22 protein-coding genes and 1 tRNA gene are annotated in these 18,559 nt (G+C 64.5%); 16 read left to right on the top strand and 7 right to left on the bottom strand.

Annotated elements, in window-relative coordinates:
• Positions 1-195: 195 nt before the first annotated feature.
• The 8 genes from CT676_RS16420 (at position 196) to CT676_RS16385 (ending at position 9,546) form a co-directional block, all read left to right on the top strand.
• Complete coding sequence (locus tag CT676_RS16420) at positions 196-1,353, top strand: thiolase domain-containing protein (RefSeq protein ID WP_135214950.1); 1,158 nt, start codon at positions 196-198, stop codon at positions 1,351-1,353.
• Entirely contained in the window at positions 1,353-1,742 is a 390-nt protein-coding gene (locus tag CT676_RS16415) for an OB-fold domain-containing protein (RefSeq protein WP_135214949.1), read from the top strand. The genes CT676_RS16420 and CT676_RS16415 overlap by 1 nt, the downstream gene beginning before the upstream one ends.
• A gap of 268 nt (positions 1,743-2,010) precedes the next feature.
• On the top strand, positions 2,011-2,871 hold the full coding sequence (locus tag CT676_RS16410) for a MaoC family dehydratase (RefSeq protein ID WP_135214948.1): 861 nt from the start codon (positions 2,011-2,013) through the stop codon (positions 2,869-2,871).
• A gap of 162 nt (positions 2,872-3,033) precedes the next feature.
• A complete protein-coding gene (locus CT676_RS16405; protein ID WP_135214947.1) occupies positions 3,034-3,912 on the top strand; it encodes an SDR family oxidoreductase in 879 nt (292 codons plus the stop codon).
• Positions 3,913-3,986: 74 nt separating this feature from the next.
• Entirely contained in the window at positions 3,987-4,940 is a 954-nt protein-coding gene (locus CT676_RS16400) for a dihydrodipicolinate synthase family protein (RefSeq protein WP_135214946.1), read from the top strand.
• Between the two features lie 4 nt (positions 4,941-4,944).
• Entirely contained in the window at positions 4,945-5,739 is a 795-nt protein-coding gene (locus tag CT676_RS16395) for an NUDIX hydrolase (RefSeq protein ID WP_135214945.1), read from the top strand.
• A gap of 80 nt (positions 5,740-5,819) precedes the next feature.
• Positions 5,820-6,734 (top strand): DMT family transporter, encoded by a 915-nt coding sequence (locus CT676_RS16390; RefSeq protein ID WP_135214944.1) that lies wholly within the window; start codon positions 5,820-5,822, stop codon positions 6,732-6,734.
• A 124-nt stretch (positions 6,735-6,858) separates the two neighbouring features.
• Positions 6,859-9,546 (top strand): PAS domain S-box protein, encoded by a 2,688-nt coding sequence (locus CT676_RS16385; protein WP_135214943.1) that lies wholly within the window; start codon positions 6,859-6,861, stop codon positions 9,544-9,546.
• 8 nt (positions 9,547-9,554) lie between these two features.
• Here the strand turns inward: CT676_RS16385 and CT676_RS16380 are convergent, their stop codons facing one another.
• Entirely contained in the window at positions 9,555-9,908 is a 354-nt protein-coding gene (locus CT676_RS16380; protein ID WP_063986297.1) for a GrlR family regulatory protein, read from the bottom strand.
• A 250-nt stretch (positions 9,909-10,158) separates the two neighbouring features.
• Here CT676_RS16380 and CT676_RS16375 point away from each other — a divergent pair, with 250 nt between their 5' ends.
• Positions 10,159-10,653 (top strand): hypothetical protein, encoded by a 495-nt coding sequence (locus CT676_RS16375; protein ID WP_135214942.1) that lies wholly within the window; start codon positions 10,159-10,161, stop codon positions 10,651-10,653.
• Positions 10,654-10,703: 50 nt separating this feature from the next.
• On the opposite strand, the gene CT676_RS16370 is transcribed toward CT676_RS16375, so the two are convergent.
• Complete coding sequence (locus CT676_RS16370; RefSeq protein WP_085405489.1) at positions 10,704-11,090, bottom strand: VOC family protein; 387 nt, start codon at positions 11,088-11,090, stop codon at positions 10,704-10,706.
• Between the two features lie 181 nt (positions 11,091-11,271).
• Between CT676_RS16370 and CT676_RS16365 the strand changes: the two genes are divergently transcribed.
• The 3 genes from CT676_RS16365 to CT676_RS16355 all read left to right on the top strand — a co-directional run bounded on the left by CT676_RS16365 (position 11,272) and on the right by CT676_RS16355 (position 12,767).
• Positions 11,272-11,844 carry a hypothetical protein gene (locus CT676_RS16365; protein ID WP_166097179.1) on the top strand — a complete coding sequence of 191 codons (573 nt, stop codon included), beginning with the start codon at positions 11,272-11,274 and terminating at the stop codon, positions 11,842-11,844.
• Positions 11,845-12,005: 161 nt separating this feature from the next.
• Positions 12,006-12,539: a hypothetical protein gene (locus CT676_RS16360; protein ID WP_135214940.1), complete on the top strand. Its 534-nt coding sequence runs from the start codon at positions 12,006-12,008 to the stop codon at positions 12,537-12,539.
• A 151-nt stretch (positions 12,540-12,690) separates the two neighbouring features.
• A tRNA-Arg gene (locus CT676_RS16355) sits at positions 12,691-12,767 on the top strand.
• Positions 12,768-12,818: 51 nt separating this feature from the next.
• Here CT676_RS16355 and CT676_RS44045 read toward each other — a convergent pair.
• From CT676_RS44045 to CT676_RS16340, 4 genes are all read right to left on the bottom strand, one after another.
• A complete protein-coding gene (locus tag CT676_RS44045) occupies positions 12,819-12,971 on the bottom strand; it encodes a hypothetical protein (RefSeq protein WP_167768065.1) in 153 nt (50 codons plus the stop codon).
• Between the two features lie 188 nt (positions 12,972-13,159).
• On the bottom strand, positions 13,160-14,125 hold the full coding sequence (locus tag CT676_RS16350) for a helix-turn-helix domain-containing protein (protein WP_135214939.1): 966 nt from the start codon (positions 14,123-14,125) through the stop codon (positions 13,160-13,162).
• A 146-nt stretch (positions 14,126-14,271) separates the two neighbouring features.
• On the bottom strand, positions 14,272-14,505 hold the full coding sequence (locus CT676_RS45230) for a hypothetical protein (protein WP_135214938.1): 234 nt from the start codon (positions 14,503-14,505) through the stop codon (positions 14,272-14,274).
• A 141-nt stretch (positions 14,506-14,646) separates the two neighbouring features.
• Positions 14,647-14,925 (bottom strand): hypothetical protein, encoded by a 279-nt coding sequence (locus CT676_RS16340; protein WP_038945498.1) that lies wholly within the window; start codon positions 14,923-14,925, stop codon positions 14,647-14,649.
• A 311-nt stretch (positions 14,926-15,236) separates the two neighbouring features.
• On the opposite strand from CT676_RS16340, the gene CT676_RS16335 reads away from it, so the two are divergent.
• A complete protein-coding gene (locus tag CT676_RS16335; protein WP_071912919.1) occupies positions 15,237-15,698 on the top strand; it encodes a host attachment protein in 462 nt (153 codons plus the stop codon).
• 30 nt (positions 15,699-15,728) lie between these two features.
• Here CT676_RS16335 and CT676_RS16330 read toward each other — a convergent pair whose 3' ends face one another.
• Entirely contained in the window at positions 15,729-15,992 is a 264-nt protein-coding gene (locus tag CT676_RS16330; protein ID WP_063982649.1) for a hypothetical protein, read from the bottom strand.
• A gap of 288 nt (positions 15,993-16,280) precedes the next feature.
• On the opposite strand from CT676_RS16330, the gene CT676_RS16325 reads away from it, so the two are divergent.
• From CT676_RS16325 to CT676_RS16315, 3 genes are all read left to right on the top strand, one after another.
• Complete coding sequence (locus tag CT676_RS16325; protein ID WP_063982650.1) at positions 16,281-16,727, top strand: hypothetical protein; 447 nt, start codon at positions 16,281-16,283, stop codon at positions 16,725-16,727.
• A gap of 98 nt (positions 16,728-16,825) precedes the next feature.
• Positions 16,826-17,698, top strand: coding sequence for a DMT family transporter (locus CT676_RS16320; RefSeq protein WP_028153619.1), 873 nt, complete (start codon positions 16,826-16,828; stop codon positions 17,696-17,698).
• 91 nt (positions 17,699-17,789) lie between these two features.
• Positions 17,790-18,536 carry a hypothetical protein gene (locus tag CT676_RS16315; protein WP_063982651.1) on the top strand — a complete coding sequence of 249 codons (747 nt, stop codon included), beginning with the start codon at positions 17,790-17,792 and terminating at the stop codon, positions 18,534-18,536.
• Positions 18,537-18,559 lie beyond the last annotated feature (23 nt).

Genomic DNA, 18,559 nt, shown 5'->3' with positions numbered 1-18,559 from the left:
GATTGCTTCGCTGCGCTCGCAATGACGACGCGGTGGCAGAGTGGCCTTCCCGCCGCACTTCGAGATTGCGGTAGCCGGGAGTTGCGCCAACGCGCTGCCCTCTCGCCCGACGGAATATTTCCGCGCTTGCCAAGCTGGCCCCCGCGGTTCAGAAAAACGGAGCAAGAAGAAACGCGAGCGCGGAGACCTGACGTTTTGACCATCAAGGGCAAGGCCTACATTGCCGGGATCTACGAACACCCGACCCGGCATGCGCCGGACAAATCCACCGCCCAGCTCCATGCCGAGGTCGCCAAGGGCGCGATCGAGGATGCCGGGCTCAGCAAGGACGACGTCGACGGCTATTTCTGCGCGGGCGACGCCCCCGGCGGCGCCTGGCCGATGGTCGATTATCTCGGCCTGAACACCAAAAAACTCCGCCACGTCGATTCAACCGAGACCGGCGGCTGTTCCTACATCATCCATCTTGGCCACGCCGCTGAAGCCATCGCGGCCGGCAAGTGCTCGATCGCGCTGATCACGCTCGCCGGCAAGCCGCGCACTGGCGTGATGCCGCCGCGCGCGGCCGGCGCGGAGGCCGATTTCGAGTCCGCTTACGGTGCGACCACGCACAATGCCTATGGCATGTGTGCCATGCGCCACATGCACGACTATGGCACCACGAGCGAGCAGCTCGCCTGGATCAAGGTCGCGGCCTCGCATCACGCGCAATACAATCCGCATGCGATGCTCAAGGACGTCGTCACCGTCGAGGACGTGCTGAACTCGCCGATGATCTCCGATCCGCTGCACCGCATGGATTGCTGCGTCGTCACCGACGGCGGCGGCGCGCTGATCGTGACGACGCCCGAAATCGCCAAGAGCCTGAAGAAGCCGCTGGTCAAGCTGATCGGTCACGGCGAAGCCATGAAGGGCCCGCGCGGCGGCAAGGATCTCGACCTGACTTACTCCGCCGGAATTTGGTCCGGCCCGCGTGCGTTCGAGGAAGCCGGCATCACGCCGAAGGACATCAAATACGCCTCGATCTATGACAGCTTCACCATCACGGTGCTGATGCAGCTCGAGGACCTCGGCTTCTGCAAGAAGGGCGAGGGCGGCAAGTTCGTCGCCGACGGCAATCTGATCTCGGGCGTCGGCAAGCTGCCGTTCAACACCGACGGCGGTGGGCTCTGCAGCAACCATCCCGTCAATCGCGGCGGCATGACCAAGATCATCGAGGCCGTCAGGCAGCTGCGCGGCGAGGCGCATCCGAAGGTGCAGGTCAAGAATTGCGATCTCGCCATCGCCCACGGCACCGGCGGCCTTCTGGGCGTTCGCCACGCCGCTTCGACGGCCATTCTGGAGCGCGTGTGATGAGCGAAGCGAAAAAGTATCCGGCACCGGTCACGAACCCCGAGACCGCTGCGTTCTGGGACGCGGCCAAGCAGGGCAAGTTCATGATCAAGCGCTGCACCGCCTGCGGCGAAGCGCATTACTTCCCGCGCTCGATCTGTCCATTCTGCTATTCGGACAAGACGGTGTGGGAGGAGAGTTCGGGTGAGGCCACGATCTACACCTGGAGCCTGATGCGCAAATCGCCGACCGGCCCCTATGCCATCGCCTATGTCACGCTGAAGGAAGGGCCGTCGCTTCAGACCAACATCGTCGACTGCGATCTCGAGAAGCTCAAGATCGGCCAAAAGGTGAAGGTGGTGTTCAAGCCGACCGATGGCGCGCCGTTGCCGTTCTTCACGCCGGTCTAGGGCGAAGCTGCGTAGGGTGGGTAGAGCGAAGCGAAACCCACCGACGCCGGCTACCCATCCTATGAGTTCTTCCTTCTCCCCTTGTGGGAGAAGGTGGCGCGAAGCGCCGGATGAGGGGTATCGCTCCGCGGAGAAAATTTTCCGTGCGGAGGCAACCCCTCACCCCAGTGAGTTTGTTGCGAGCACCTCGTGGCCCTCTCCCACAAGGGGAGAGGGCACATCAACGGGCACCGCTTCTCGCGGAGAGAGCCGGGAGGAAACCAGAAGAATGTCCGCCAGATATGAAGAACTCAAAGGCCTGAAAAACATCGGCCAGAAATACGCCTATGGCGATCGCGAAGTCATGCTCTACGCCTACGGCATAGGCCTCGGCGCCGATCCTATGGACGAGAAGGAGCTCACTTTCGTCAACGAGGGCACGTTCACGCCGCGGCCGCTGAAGGTGGTGCCGACGTTTGCGTCCGTCGCAGCCTGGGGTTCGGGGCCGGGCGAGATGAACCTCAACCGCGTCATGGTGGTCGACGGCGAGCGCGACATCACCTTCCACCAGCCGCTGCCGGTGGCAGCCCACATCACCGCCGACTCCTCCGTGGTCGAGGTCTACGACAAGGGCAAGGACAAGGGCGTCGTCATCAGCCACCAGACCGTGCTGAAAAACGAGAAGGGCGAGAAGCTTGCAACACTGGTTGCCTCGCGCTTCGCCCGCGGTGACGGCGGCTTTGGCGGGCCGAACCTGACCCAGCCCGATCCGCACAAGATCCCCTCGCGTTCGCCCGACAAGACCATCGACATCGTCACGCGCCCCGACCAGGCCCTGGTCTATCGCCTCTGCGGCGATCGCAACCCGCTGCACAGCGATCCCGAGTTCGCCAAGAAGGCCGGCTTCCCGCGCCCGATCCTGCACGGCATGTGCACCTACGGCATCACCTGCCGCGGCGTGCTCCAGACCTATGCCGACTACGACGCGTCGGCCTTCCGTCAGCATGTCGCGCGGTTCTCCTCGCCGGTTTATCCCGGCGAGACCGTGACCATGGACCTCTGGAAGGACGGCAACACGATCTCGTTCGAAGCCAAGGTGAAGTCGCGCGGCGTCACCGTGATCAAGAACGGCAAGACGGTGCTGGGTTAGGGCGGTCACGTGCCCCGGACGCAGCGCAGCGCTCCTTAGCGGTGCGCTGCAGAGCCGGGGCCCAGAGAATGTCGAACGAAGAATGGGTCCCGGCTCTGCGACGCAGCGTTTCAGGCTGCATCGCGTCCGGGACACGAAAAACAAAAACAGGGAGAGGCCACCATGGGACTACTCGACGGCAAGGTTGCGCTGATCACCGGCGCGGGCGGGGGGCTTGGTGAGGCCTACGCAAAGCTGTTCGCGCGGGAAGGGGCGTCCGTCGTCGTCAACGATCTCGGCGGCCCCCGTGACGGCTCCGGCGCCGACAAGTCGATGGCGCAGCTCGTGGTGGACGCGATCAAGGCCGAGGGCGGCAAGGCGGTCGCCAACGGCGCCGACATCTCCACCATGGAGGGCGGCCAGTCGGTGTTCGACGACGCCATCAAGCATTTCGGCCGCGCCGATATCCTCGTCAACAATGCCGGCATCTTGCGCGATCAGACCTTCGCCAAGGCGTCCGAATCCGACTGGGACAAGGTGATCAAGGTGCATCTGAAGGGCACCTTTTGCTGCACCATGCCGGTGTTTCGCTGGATGCGGGTAAACGGCGGCGGCGTCATTGTCAACACCTCCTCGACATCAGGGCTGATCGGCAATTTCGGTCAGACCAACTACGGCGCGGCCAAGGGCGGCATCTGGGGCCTGTCCAACGTGCTGGCGATCGAGGGCCGGAAGTACAACATCCGGATCTGGACGCTTGCCCCGGGCGCGCTGACCCGCATGACCGCAGACCTGCCCCGCTATAAGGAGAACCCCGGTGCGGCGCTCGGGCCGGACGGCATCGCGCCGGCCGTGCTATACATGGTCAGCGACTTGTCTGGCGACCAGACCGGCAAGGTGCTGGGCGTGTCCGGGCCCCGCGGCGTGCGCGAAATGCGGATGATGGAAATGGACGGCTGGAAGCCGCCGCACACGGGCTGGAAGGCCCAGGACATCGCCGATCACGCCAAGGAGATCTTCTTCTCTGAGGAGCAGATTAAGATGGGCGCGCGACGGTTTTAGCCAAAACTGTCATTCCGGGACGCGACGACGTCGCGATCCCGGAAAGACGATAGCCGATAGGATTGAGAGACCCAATGAAACTGACCGCCGACGCCAAGGGCACCTTCGCAATCGCGCCGACACCGTTCCACGATGACGGCCGGATCGACGAGCGCTCGATCGACCGCCTGACCGATTTCTACGAGGAGGTCGGCTGCGACGGCGTCACGGTGCTGGGCATCCTCGGTGAGGCGCCGAAGCTCGATGCCGCGGAGGCGGAGCAGGTGGCGGTGCGCTTCGTCAAGCGCGCCAAGAAGATGCAGGTGATCGTCGGCGTCTCCGCGCCGGGCTTTGCCACCATGCGCTCGCTGGCGAAGGCCTCGATGAATGCCGGCGCAGCGGGCGTGATGATCGCGCCGCCGCCGTCGCTCCGGACCGACGACCAGATCGTCGGCTACTACAAGCAGGCGGCGGAGGCGATCGGGCCCGATGTGCCCTGGGTGCTGCAGGACTATCCGCTGACGCTCTCGGTGATCTTTACCCCAGCGGTGATCCGCAAGATCGTCACCGACAATCCGAATTGCGTGATGCTCAAGCACGAGGACTGGCCGGGTCTGGAAAAGATCTCGACGCTGCGCAACTTCCAGAAGGACGGCTCGCTCCGTCCGCTCTCGATCCTCTGCGGCAACGGCGGGCTCTTTTTGGACTTCGAGATGGAGCGCGGCGCCGACGGCGCCATGACCGGCTACGCTTTCCCGGAGCTCCTGATCGACGTCGTGCGCCTCTCGAAGGAGGGCAAGCGCGACGCTGCGCATGATCTGTTCGACGCGCATCTGCCGCTGATCCGCTACGAGCAGCAGCCGGGCGCAGGTCTGGCAGTGCGCAAGCACGTGCTGCAGAAGCGCGGCATCATCGCTTCCAGCGCCCAGCGCAAGCCGGGCGCGACCATCACGCCGGCGGCCAAGGCGGAGGTCGATTACCTCCTGTCGCGCGTCGCCCGCGTCGACAAGCGCGCCAATCTTGGCCCGCAATCCAGCGCCGCAGGTTAGTTGAATGCCAGGGACATCAGCATCACGCCCGGCTTCGACCATCCTTCTGCTCCGTGACGGCGCAAAGGAAATTGAAGTCTTCATGATGGTCCGCCATCATCAGATCGAGTTCAACTCGGGCGCGCTGGTGTTTCCCGGCGGCAGCGTCGATGCCGGCGACAACGAGATCGTCGCCCGTGCTGACCTCTATTCGGGCGGCGAAGCCTTAAGTGAATCGGATCGCGGTTTTCGGATCGCCGCGATCCGCGAGACTTTTGAGGAGAGCGGCATCCTGCTGGCAGGGGCGAAGGGCGCGGGTACGCCGATCGATGCCAGGCGCGCCGGCGAGATCGCCGACAAGCATCGCGTCGCCCTCAACGAGCACAAGATCAGCTTCCTGAGTATCCTCGCCGACAACGGCCTCCAGCTCGCGCTCGATACGCTCGTGCCCTATGCACACTGGATCACGCCGGAGGGCATGCCGAAGCGGTTCGACACCTGGTTCTTCCTCGCGGCCGCACCGCCCGATCAGCTCGGCGCCCATGACGGCCGGGAGTCCACCGACTCGATCTGGGTGTCGCCGCGAGAGGCGGTGGAGGGCGGCGAGAGCGGCCGCTTCAAGCTGCCGTTCCCGACCACGCGCAACCTGATCCGGCTCGCCAAGCAGGGCAGCGTGGGCGCCGCGCTGGAGCACGCCCGCGGCATGTCGATCGTCACGGTGATGCCTGTCATGACCAAGACCGAACGCGGCCGCCAGCTCCGCATTCCCCGTGAAGCCGGCTATGACGGCGAGGTGTTCGAGGTCGGGGCGGTTGGCTAGGATACTTCGATATCAAACGAAGTATTGACGGCCGCGGACGCGCTAGGTTCCGTCCATCGCGAATGGACGGGACGAGCAAAATGGATCAGGGACGGGACCCCAACATCGCCGTCGAGCTGGCGCTGCTGGTCGCGCTCGCAACGCTCTGGGGCGGCTCCTACACCTTCATCAAGCTCGGCGTCGCCACCATTCCGCCGATCACGCTGATCGCGGCGCGCACCACGATCGCCGGGCTGCTGCTGCTCGTCGTCATGTGGGCACGCGGCATCAGGATGCCCACGGATGCCGCGACCTGGCAGCGCTTCGCGTTCCAGGCCGTGCTCAACAGCGTCATCCCCTGGACGCTGATCGCCTGGGGCGAGCGTCATGTCGACGCGTCGCTCGCGACCATCCTCAACTCGGCCGGGCCGATCTTCACCTTCCTGCTCACGGCCGTCGTCACCCGCCACGAGGTGACGACGCCGCGAAAACTGTTCGGCGTGGTCGCCGGCATGGCGGGCATCCTGCTGATCGTCGGCGTCGACGCTTTCCACGACGTCGGCAGTGGCCTCGTCGCGGAGGCTGCCATCGTCGCCGCCACCATCTGCTACGCCTGCGCCGCGATCTTCGGCCGCAATTTCAAAGGTCTCGATCCGATGGCACCGGCTGCCGGCTCGCTGCTGGCGGGTGCGGCGGCGCTGATCCCGGCCTCGCTGATCGTCGAACAGCCCTGGACGCTGTCGCCCTCGCTGAGTTCCGTGCTGGCGCTGCTCGCGCTGGCGACCTTCTCGACTGCGGCGGCGTTCGCGATCTACTTCCGCCTGATCCAGACGCTGGGCTCGGTCGGCACCACCGCACAGGCGTATCTGCGCGTGCCCATCGGGGTCGCCATCAGCGTCGCCTTCCTCGGCGAAACCCTGAGCCGGACCGCCTGGATCGGGCTTGCCTGCGTCGTCCTCGGCGTCGCCGCCATGACGATTCCGGCCCGGCGGCCGGTCAGCGTCAAAACGTCATAATCAGGTGGGGAGAAGGGCGGCGGGCTCGCGATATTAAGGATATTCAACGGCTAGAGGCATGTTCCCCCGGGGCCGCAAACCATCGTATATTGGGCCTCCAATAGCCCGGTCCTCAAAAGCCCCAATGTCCGCCGAATTGACGCCGACCCCTGAGAAAAAGCGAACATTCTCGCTCTCCATCGGCCAGCTCACCTTCGGCAGCTTCCTCCTGGTGCTGGCCGTGATCATCGTCACCTCGACCGCGAGCGTGATCGCGATCCGGCACATCGATACGACCTTCGCCGAGTTGCAGCGGCTCCAGAGCGTCGGCGACCTGGCCGAGGACATCGACCGCCGCATGAACGAGCTGCGGCTCGCCGCGCGCGACTTCGTCACTGATCCCGGCGCCGGCACCCAGTTCAAGCAGGTCGGCGAGGCGGCCTCGACGCTGAACGACATCCTGAGGAAGACCCGCATCGAGCTCGCGCCCGAGCAGCAGGACATGATCGACGGGGTCACCGAGCGCCTTGCGACCTATCGCAATGGCCTCGAGCGGATCTCGACCCTGATCGACCGCCGCGCCCAGCTGCTCGCCGGGCTGCCGCCGCTGCGCGACCGGTTCGACGTGGCCGTCGGAGCCGCGGCGGACCGCGAGCTCGCCTCCCGCCTGTCGGAATCGCAGAGCCGGATCGCACTCGGGCTGCTCGCGCGCAACCCGTCCGCCGCCGAGCAGGCCGCACAGGGGATGCGGGCGATGGACATCGCGGACGCCAGGCTGAAGACGGCCGTGAACGACTATGCCGAGGCCATCATCGCGGTGGCGGTCCGGGAGCGGCAGATCGCCGATATCGACCGCGAGGTGCTGGGCACCGAGGGCCGCCTGATCGGCCGCGTCACGGAACTCCTGCGCGAGGTCAGCGCCCGGCGCGGCCACGTGCTGTCGCGCGATTTCGCCCGCACGCTGACGGAGGCGCGGTGGCAGAGCATCGTGTTCGGCACCATCGGCGTCTTGATCGGCATTCTCGCGGCCGGCTTCGTGGTGCGGCGGACCGTCCGGCCGCTTGCGAAGATCGCGAGATCCATCCGCGCGCTCGCAGCGGGCGAGAAGGACACCTCGATCCCGTCGGCCGACCTCGACAACGAGATCGGCGACATCGCGCGCGCGGCCGAAGTGTTCCGCCGCGCACTGGAGGAGGCCGACACGGCGCGCGAGGCGGCGGTGCGGGCGCTCACCGAGCAGCGCCTCGCCGAAGAGAGCTACCGTAAACTGTTCGAGGGCTCGGTCGACGGCATCTATGTCACGACGCCGGCCGGCGATCTCCTCAACGCCAATCCGGCGCTGGCGCGGATGATGGGCTATGACAGCCCGCAGCAGCTCATCGACAGCATCAACGACATCGCCCACACCATCTACGTCCACCCCGAGGCGCGCGCCGAATATCAGCGGCTGATGGCGCGCGACGGCATCGTGCGCGAGTTCGAGTACCAGGTGCGCCAGCGCAGCGGCAACATCCTGTGGCTGTCCGACAGCGCCACGGGCGTGCAGGACGAGGCGGGCAACATCGTCCGCTACGAGGGCACGCTGCGCGACATCACCGACCAGAAGCGGGCGGAAGACGCCATCGCCGAAGGACGGCGCCTGCTCCAGCAGGTCATCGACACCGTGCCCGCGGTCATCAACGTCAAGGACCGCGAGCTGCGCTACGTGCTGATGAACCGCTACATGGCCGGCATCTTCGGCATCGAGCCCGCCGATGCGCTCGGCCGCACCACCGCGGATCTGATGTCGCGCTACGGCGCAGCCAAGACCGACGAGAACGACAAGCGGGTGCTCAGGCTTCGAAAAGGTCTCGGCTTCTACGAAGAGGAATACAAGGATTCCTCCGGCAACATGCGGCAATGGCTGGTCAACAAGTTGCCGCTGCTCGATGCCGACGGCGAGATCGAGCGGATCGTCACCGTGGCGCTCGACATCGGCGAGCGCAAGCGCGGCGAGCAGGAGATGCGCAAAGCCAAGGAATCCGCCGAGACCGCGTTGCGAAACCTGCGCGAGACCCAGGCCTCGCTGATCGAGGCGGAGAAGCTCGCCGCGCTCGGACGGCTCGTCGCCGGCGTCGCCCACGAGGTCAACAATCCCGTCGGTATCAGCCTCACGGTCGCATCCGCGCTGGAGCGCAAGACCGCGATGTTCACCTCCGAAGTCGAGCGCGGCGAGCTCCGTCGCTCCACGCTCAACGACTTCCTCAACACCAGCCGCGATGCGTCCTCGCAGCTCGTCTCCAATCTGAACCGCGCGGCCGAGCTGATCCAGTCGTTCAAGCAGGTCGCGGCCGACCGCAACTACTCGGACCAGCGCAGCTTCGATCTCGGCGACCTCACCGAGCAGGTGGTGATGAGCCTGCGGCCGGGCTTGCGCAAACACAATCTGACGCTCAACGTCGAGTGCCAGCCGAGCCTGACCATGAACAGCTATCCCGGCCCGTATGGCCAGGTGCTGACCAATCTGTTTCTCAATTCGGTGGCGCACGCCTTCCCGGACGGCCGGCCGGGGATCATCGACATCCAGGTGCGCGAGTCCGGCAAGGACAATGTCGAGATCATCTTCTCGGACAATGGCTGTGGCATGTCGCTCGACGTCCGCCGCCGCGCCTTCGATCCGTTCTTCACCACGCGGCGCGACCAGGGCGGCACCGGCCTCGGACTGCACATCGTCTACAGCATCGTGACGAACCGCCTCGGCGGGCGGCTCGATCTCGATTCCGAGCCGGGCGAGGGCACGCGCATCCAGATCATCCTGCCGCGCACCGCGCCGCTCGAGCAGGCTGCGGAATAGTCCCGCGCCTAATCAGCTTCCGCGAGCTTGTGCAGCGTGGCGCCGAAAATCAGGCTGGCCTTGCCGACGAGCGCTGTGCCCGTCATCTCGGCGCGGGTGTCCGTGTAGGTCCCGCTGACGCCGATGCCGACCGGGGCAGGGCCGCCGAACAGCGGATTGTCATCGCCCCGCGGCGAAGTGTGCCGTTGCACCAGCACCTCGCCCTTGAAGGTGTGGTCGTCCTTCACGACGTAGCTGCCGGTGTAATAGAGGTACGCATCGCCGCCAAGGATCTTGCCGTCGCGAAAAAGAATCACGCCGCTGCCCTTACCGACTCGACCGTCGAGCAGGTTCACGTGAATCGAATAGAGGCCGTTCTTCATCACGTCCCACAGGCCGGCCGCCATCGCCCAACGGCGTAACCGGTAGAGCTTTTATGCCAAAGCGCGTTCCCGCACGCAACGCGGCAGTTTGCCGGCCTGCTGCCGCCGCCAGCCGTAGTTGTCCCGGCTTGTCTATGACACCACCATGACGGTCTGATCATGAGGCGAGGCCAGTCGTTGCGAATCAAGTTGGCCCGCGAAATGCATAACCATTGTTGCACTGGCCGCGGGGTGCTGGAGCAAGACAAACGTGAGCAACTGGATCGATTCCGGCGGCGATGAGCCGCGTCTGTACAGTGTGCGTCCCACGATTTGCGAAACACAACGGCCGACTGGCGGCGCGCCACGCTGGCGAAGCATGGTGAGCCTCACTTGCGCCCTGGCCCTGATCGCGCTCGCTGCCCCCTCGGGGCATGCGCGCGACCGCGGCCAGTTCGTCAACACCAATGCCGAATTGAAGGCGTGGTTCGACAGCCTGCGCAGCGGCAAGGGGCCTTGCTGTTCCGATGCCGACGGCTCGGCGCTCTCGGACACCGACTGGGAGAGCAAGGATGGACATTATCGTGTCCGCATCCCGCGCCTGGGCCACGTGCTCGACGGCCAGCAGCAGGAGCTCGTCTGGGTTGACGTGCCCGAGGAGGCCGTCATCTCGGAGCCGAACCGGGTCGGGCGCACCATGGTGTGGCCGATCTACGGCTACATGGGCGTCGCCATCCGCTGCTTTATGCCTGGCAGCATGAGTTAGCCGGGCGACAGCACGCCCGGCCTCTCGTCGACCTCAGATGCGGCGCCGCGTTAGGTGTATTTCTTGTCGCGCTCGAGCAGCTCGATGGAGATGCCTTCCGGGCCGCGGATGAAGCAGATGCGCACGCCGGGCCGGATCGTGGTCGGCTCGCGCGTGAAGGTGACGCCCTTGGCCTTGATCTCGGCCGCGACGGCGTCGATGTCTTTCACGGTGAGACCGAGATGGTCGAGGCCCTGATGCGGGTGCGGCGGCGGCGGGTTGACGGCGTTGTCGCCCTCGAGCGATGCGATGAAGATCTTTGCGCCGCCGAGATTCACGTCGATCCGTCCCGGCGCGCGCACGATCTCGCCGCCGAGGATGTCCCGCAGCCAGGCCGCTGTGGCCTCCGGATCGGGACTGCGCAGATGGACGTGATCCCAAGTGACGACGACTGGCATTTCATGTTCTCCCAACGGGGTCTTCGATGTTGCAGCGCATGTTAGCGGCCCCGGCTGGTGATCGCCACCGTCCTTGCCGACTCGGCATGAGCGCGGGAACCTTAGTTCGTCTCCCGGATTAAGGTAAGCAGTGGTCGAGTCCGTCGTCGAACGAGCCCAGGCCGCGGTCGGTGATACAGCCATGAACGCCAGGTTTGATCGGATCGGGTGGGGACGTTTCGCCGGGAGCGGCGAGCGCCTGGCGCGAGCCGTGACGATCGCGAGCGTCTCGTTCGGGCGAAGCCTGCTCTGGCTACTAGCGGCGATCATCGTCGGCTGCGGGGTGTGGATGCTGCTGCCGCTCTCCAGGGGCAACAGCACCGAGCCGGTGAAGTCTGACGTGGCAACGGTCGAACCGGCACCTCCGGGCAGTACGGCGGCGGCGGTCTCGCCGATTGTCGAAGCTCAGGCGCCAGCTGCGGCAGAACTCGATCGCCTCAAAATCTCATCGCAGACCTGGCGCCGTGGCGGGCTCGGCTCGAAGGCGCTGGTGACGTTCACGCTGCGAAACGACAATGACTATGCCGTTAAGGATCTGGAGATCGTCTGCGCGTTCACGCGACGCGATGGCAGTCATCTCACCGACCGTAGCCGCGTGCTTGCCGACACGGTAACGATGAAGAGCCGCAAGACCTTTGCCCGTATCCCTGTCGGCTTCATCAACGTTAACGCCGATCAGGCGAAGTGTTCGCTGGTTGCAGCACGGCGCGCGTAACGCCCGGAGTTCCCGGTAGCGGAAAAGTTACTGTCCGCAGGCCTTGGCCGAAAAACTTGGCGTTGCCATTTGAACCAAGGGCCGGGTGCAGGAACCAATTAGAGTATCGCCGGTTTAAGGCGAAGAGCCCACGCGGGGATGCGGGGGGCGGAGCGTGGCCGATGCCCATTTTCAGGTACTTCGTTTTCGTCGGTGGAGCGTTGCTCGCACTGTTGTTCGTGGCGGATTACGTTCTGCCATCGCAACCGGATGCACGGGCCATTGTCAGCGCAAGCAACGATCAGCCCCTGATCCGGATCCGGTCGGATCGCCATTTGCCTGAGCGTGTCGTGCTCGACACCAGCCAGCCGACGATTGCCGCACCCGCAGTGAAGACCGCCGCGGTCGTTGTGCCTCAGCCGCCGGTGCAGGAGGCTGCTTCGCCAGAGCTGGCCGAGATGTCGGCCAAGGCGCGGGTGCGCGAGACTTTCGCCCAGTTTACGCCGGCCCTGAAGGCCAACGCCGCTGCGGCCAGGAAGACCGAGGCCAAGCCGCAAGTTCAGGCGCAGTCTCAGATTCCTCAGGGGCAGACTCCTCACATCCAGGCTCAGCCCAAGCGCAAGGTCGCCAGGGCGCACCCGGCGCCGTATCAGGGCCGGTCGATGATGCTGGTCGCGCAGCAGCCCCATTTCGGTCTCTTCAACACAACCTGGTAAGGGCGCCTCCGACCGTCTCGAAACGAGACGGGGAGGGCTTTTAATTGGTCAATCTCTCTGCTAATTCGAACCTATTCGAACGCCGTCCGGTGCGCTGGCTTGCCAGCAGCGGTCCGGCGCTTCTCGGTTGCGGCCCAATACCCGGGCCGGGGCGCTCGTAGCTCAGCTGGATAGAGCATCGGATTTCGATTCCGAGGGTCGGGAGTTCGAATCTCTCCGAGCGCGCCACTTGTCAGGCTGGAGCCTCCAGGCCCCGGCCGGCTCAATCCGCGGGTCCCCTTATTTGCCCTGGATCTTCAGCCCATTGGGGCCGACATTGATCTGCAGGCCGTCGGGCTGTTTCTTCGCTTGGTAGAGGTTGTAGCCGAGCACGGCTGCGGTGACGACCAGAGCGCCGATGATCAGAAACAATAGATTGCGGCTGATGGACATTCTTTTCCCTGAACCACCTGGTTGACGGCGAGAAAAACCCCGCGCGTAGGGCGCGCGGGGTTTCTCAGCGCGCCCCCGGGGCTGGCTGGCGGCGCACTGCTCGGACCTGACAACGTCGTTCGAGGGAACCTGTTCCATAGCCGCCCGACGCGTGGTCAAGGCGAGCCATCGGCGTTGCGCCTGTGATGTCAGCTCGCGGAACGGCAGGTGTGCCGGGCCCGTGCCAGCGTGTCGGAGGGCGCCTCGTGGAAGGTCGCGCGGTAGGCCGCGGCAAACTCGCCGAGGTGATGAAATCCCTGGGCGCGTGCGCACGTGGCGACCGTCGCGCCGCCGCCCTTCAGGAGCCGCGAGCGTGTGGCCCACAGCCGCTTCAGGCGGATGTATTGATGCAGGCTCATGCCGCGCACCTTGCTCACCGCGCCGCCGAGCGTTCGGACCGAAACGCCCAACTCGCCGGCGAGATTGGCCGTATAGATCGGAGCGGTCGGATAGGCCGAGACGTAATCGTCGATCTGTTGCACGAGCCTGGCTGATCGCGCGCCTGCATTCGGGGCGGTGCGATCAGACAACGGGTCGATTTGAAACAGGTCGTCGAAGGCGAGCAGCAGACCCTCCTGGAGATGCGCGGCGACCTCGGTGGTTTCGAACATGTGCGGCTCTACGGACGCGGTCCGCAGGATGTCGAGAACAAGCTGACGCGCGTAGAGATGCGCCACGGGGTCCGCGATGCGAACCCACAATGTATCGGCGCGATCAAACCAGCCGCGATCTCTGAGCGCGGGGGAGAACATGATCAGCGCGTGGTAATTGGTCTGATGCTCGACGAAATGACAATGATGATTGCCGCGCAAGGCGATGAAAAAGCGCGAGTCGAGTTCGATCCCGCTCGAGCTGGCGCGCAGGTCGTCGGTCATCGGCAGGATCACCATGCCGCCCGGTGCGCGATAGGCGGTATCGAGAATCCGCGCAAACGACCTCGCCACGATGATCCGGCACCCCGGCAGGTTCACGATCGCACGCGCCGCAGCGAAGTTGGCGACGTCGAGCGGAATGCTGCGGGCGTCTTCCATCGACTCAGCCGGCCGAAACGCGTCGACATCGGAAAACCGGATCAACTGGAGCGCGGAGGAGGGGGCGAGAGCGTCGAAGAACATGCTTCTGGCCGAATGCTGAAATGTGACAATTAAATGAAAATCGATACATCGCAATCAATGGCGAAACAGGATGATTCAGTAAACCGGATTCCGGGCCGTAGTATTGCGGACATCATGCCACGCGGCGCGGCGGGTCGATGTCACCGTCAACGGTCCCGGTTCATCGGTTGGCCTGAGGCGAGGTCGATGAAATGGAGACGCGTGCAGGCGGGACAGGCGAAGGACTCGAAGCTCCGCCCCTCGAGCCGCCGCCCCTCAAGCCCCCGCTCGTCAGGCCTTCGCTCGTCAAGGCTCCGCTCGTCAGGCCTTGGCTGCCTCTCGAGATGCGTCTGCACATTCATGCCCGTCTGGGGGCATCGGAAAACAATGAAATCCGCCATCGATGTAGAATGACGGCGCATCGAATTTCATCTTTGATCTAGATCAGTTTTGGAATCGCTCCACGCAAGCCGCGGGTACGCGAATGGACGCAACGCGCGATCTCGCAAAAGCGAAGGGGCCCGAGAGGGCCCCTTTGGAAATCACCAGCGGCGATAGCGTGGTCCGTAATAGCGAGGCCCATAGGCGCGTGGCCCATACCCATAATATCGGGGCCCGTAATACGGCCGCGGGCCGTAATACCCATAATAGTTCGGGCGCCAGAAACAGCGTCCCCAGGCGTCGCAGACCATGCGGACCTGCTCGACGTCGGAGACCTGCGGCGTCGCAGGTGCGGGCGCGATGGGCATGGCGGACGCCGCCGGTGATGCCATGATGGCACCGAACAGGGATGCGGCGACGAGGCCAGTCTTGAGATTCATGATGTCTTCCTCTGCTTACGCAATACAGGATATCGAAGTTGTTCTGATCAAATTGTGGCGGAACCGAAATGTAATGCTGATGAACAAATCTTCAGCAAAGCTCGCCGCAGACCTGACCTTTCGCTTCGCAAGACTATCCCAGGTTCGCGCGCGTGACCAATGCTGCGCTTGCACTGGCGCTGCCTGGCAGGACATTGCGTTCATCTGCGATCCTGCGCAATTCGCCGGCGCGACTTCATCCCTAGTCTTGCCGTAGCCAGCGCTTCGAGGAATTCGAAGAGCAGGCTCGCGAGATTGCCTGGAGCTGTGCAATGGACAAGATGAGAATAGACAAGGGTGACTGGCTGATCGTGTGCGACGGGCGCAAGGCGCTCATTCTGGAAAACCTCGGCGACGAGATGTTTCCGAACCTCCACACCCGGGAGGTGCACGAGCAGCCCAATCCCTCGACCAGTGCGCAAGGGACCGATGCGCCGGGCCGGCTGAACGCCGCCGTCGGCGGCGCGCGCAGCTCGGTCGAGCAGACCGATTGGCACGATGAGGCCGAGCGTGCCTTCCTGCGGAACCTGGCCGGCCGGCTCGATGCCGCCGTCAGCGCGGGCGAGACCTCGGCCCTGACCATGGTGGCCTCACCACGCGCGCTCGGGATGATCCGCGCCGATTATTCGGTCGTGGTGCGCAAGGCGCTTCAGGGCGAGGTCGGCAAGGACCTCGTCAAGCTGCCGGTCTACGAGATCGAGAAGCAATTGCTGCTGTCGGGCGCCGCCAAATAGCGGCACCCGCAGAGGACGCGCCAGCGCGCCTCAGAAGCAGGGGTGCCGGCGGCCGTCCTGGCCGATATAGGTGGCCGAGCTCTGGTAGCAGCGGTTGTTCGACGGGCCATCGTAGAAGGCGAAGGTGCCGGGGGTAACGCCGGGCCCGTAATTGTGCAGATAGCTGATCGGGTAGGGCAGCGGGTTGGTGTAGTGGCGGTGGTACCGGTGGTGTCCACGCGCCTCCGCAAGGCTGGGGGCGAGGATTGCGGCCGACAGGGCAGCAACCGCGGCTACAAGCTTCAACGTGCTCATCTCGATTCTCCGGAACCCGCGAATAGGTTAGGTGTTTATAGCCATTTCGAGCCGCTGGGACACCCGTCCGGCACCCCGAAATCAGGGCCAAACCCGCAGATTCCCGGGTGGGTGTGACAGAATTGCCGGAAGCGGGTCCTTGGCTGCCCATTTTTGGCCTTTTCGGGATGCTTAACGAATTCCCCACACAAGTATGGCCAAAGAGAATTCGCTTAAGAATCCTGTCGCCGGCCCTTTGGGGGTCCTTCGAGGCCGGTTCATTCCTGAAGGCTTTCGCCGTCACGCACCATGCGCATCACGCTTTTGAGCCTGCTGTTGCTCTCCGTCGCCGCCGCCACGCCGGCGCGCGCCGAGCTGCACATCACCCGTGACCACGGCGGCTACGTCGAGGAGTACAAGGCCAAGTACAAGCGCGTCCGCGAGAAGGGTGAGCGCGTCATCATCGACGGCATCTGCAACTCGGCCTGCACCCTGGTGCTCGGCATGGTGCCGATGAACAAGATCTGCGTGACGCCGCGCGCCAGCCTCGGCTTCCATCAGGCCTATTACGACAAGGCCTTCACCTTCGGCATCAAGGTCACCAGCGCGGAGGGGACGTCCGACCTGATGTCCTACTACCCCAACACGGTGAAGGACTGGATCCGCCGCAATGGCGGGCTCACCACCGACATGAAGAAGATCAAGAACGGTGTCGAGCTCTGGAAGATCATCGACCCCTGTCCGGAAGAATGGTGAGCGGCTGAGCTGCGCTCCCGCTGTCCGTCGCAGCGCAGCATCGCTCGTTTGGAAATTCGCATTGCCGCACAGGCCCCGGTCGGGCAATGAGGGCGGCAATGAACCATAATCAAGAAGCCCTGACCGCCCGCGCCGCACCGATCCTGTTCGTCGTGCTCTGGAGCACCGGATTCATCGGCACCAAATACATCATCAACAACGCCGATCCCTTGACCTATCTCGCCATTCGCATGGCGATCGTGGTCGGCCTGATGGCGATCATCGCAGCGATTGCGCGACCGAAATGGCCGGACCGTGTCGACGTCGCGCATAGCGCCGTTGCCGGCATTCTCGTCCACGGCTTCTATCTCGGCGGCACGGCCATTGCGATCGCGCATTCGATCCCGGCCGGACTCTCGGCGTTGATTCCGGGCCTTCAGCCGATCCTGACCTCGACCATCGCCAACCGCTGGCTCGGCGAACGCGTGACGCCGGTGCAATGGGCGGGGCTGGTGCTTGGCCTCGGCGGTGTAGCGCTGATCCTGCACGGCCGTCCGATGACCGGCGAGGCGGGGCTCGGCTGGCTCGCCTCGGTGGTGTCGCTGATCAGCATCACGCTCGGCACGCTCTATCAGCGCCGCTACTGCAACCACATCGACTGGCGCGCCGGCAATCTCGTGCAATATATCGCCGTCACCGTCTTCTTCACGGTCGGCGCCTTCCTGTTCGAGGACCGCGTGGTGCACTGGACGCGGGAGTTCGTGCTCGCGCTTGCCTGGCTCGCCGTGGCGCTCTCGATCGGATCGATCGGGCTGTTGTACTGGCTGATCCGCCACGCAGCTGCGACCTCGGTTGCGAGCCTGTTCTACCTCGTGCCCGCCGTCACGGCGCTGATGGCCTATCTGCTGTTCGGGGAGAAGCTCGATGCGCTGGCGATTGCCGGCATGGCGATGTGCGCAGCAGCGGTGTTCGTGGTCAATCGGCGTTTCTAGGCAGGCAAGCCAGTACGTCGGAATACATCCCTGACGTGCGGCTCGTGCTAGGCTGGACTGATTTCAGCTTCCCTTTGGCAAGGTGATTTCCATGAAAAAAGCACGGCGTGCACTGCTCGGCAGGTCCTTGAGGCCGGTCCGGATTGCCTGCATCAACTACGCCGAGGAGATGATGAGCGAGCGGATGATGGGGAGGCTCACGGCGGCGCTCCAGAAATGCTACGACGAGCATTTCCTGCCGGTCTGGGGCTATCCCATCGATCTCGACGTCACCCGCAACCCGAAGCCGACGGACTGGCAGCTGCTCTATTTTGACGACGCCACCCACAAGAACTTCCTCGGGCGGCACGAGCTGACGCACCGCGGCCAGCCGATCTCAAAGATCTTTCTGAAGGCACTCGGCGAGGACGATCCGGTCAGCCTGGCGGCCTCGCACGAACTGTTCGAGATGGTGCTCGATCCCATGGCCAATCTGTGGGCCGACAAGACTCGGCACACCCAATATGCCTACGAGGTCTGCGACGCCGTGGAAGAGGAGTCTTTTCTCGTCAACGGCTTTCCTATGTCGAACTTCGTCTATCCGTCCTGGTTCGAACCGTTCGAGCATCCCCGCGGCACCAAGTTCGACCATATGGGGTCGCTCAAGGCACCGTTCTCGATGACGGAAGGCGGCTATGTCATCAAGAAGGTCAACGGCCGGAAGGTGATCAAGCAGTTCGGCTCATCCGAGAAGCGGAGGCGCTTCGCCAAGGAGGACCGGCGCGGCCATCGCAGCGAATTTCGTGATCCGCAAGGCGAGCATCACCCGGGCCGGCGCGCAGCCAAGCGGCGAGGGTAGGGGCGGGAGAAGTCTCCGGGCGC

The sequence above is a fragment of the Bradyrhizobium sp. MOS001 genome, assembly GCF_004634465.1.
Lineage (GTDB): Bacteria > Pseudomonadota > Alphaproteobacteria > Rhizobiales > Xanthobacteraceae > Bradyrhizobium > Bradyrhizobium barranii.
This window is presented reverse-complemented; position numbering and strand designations above follow the sequence as displayed.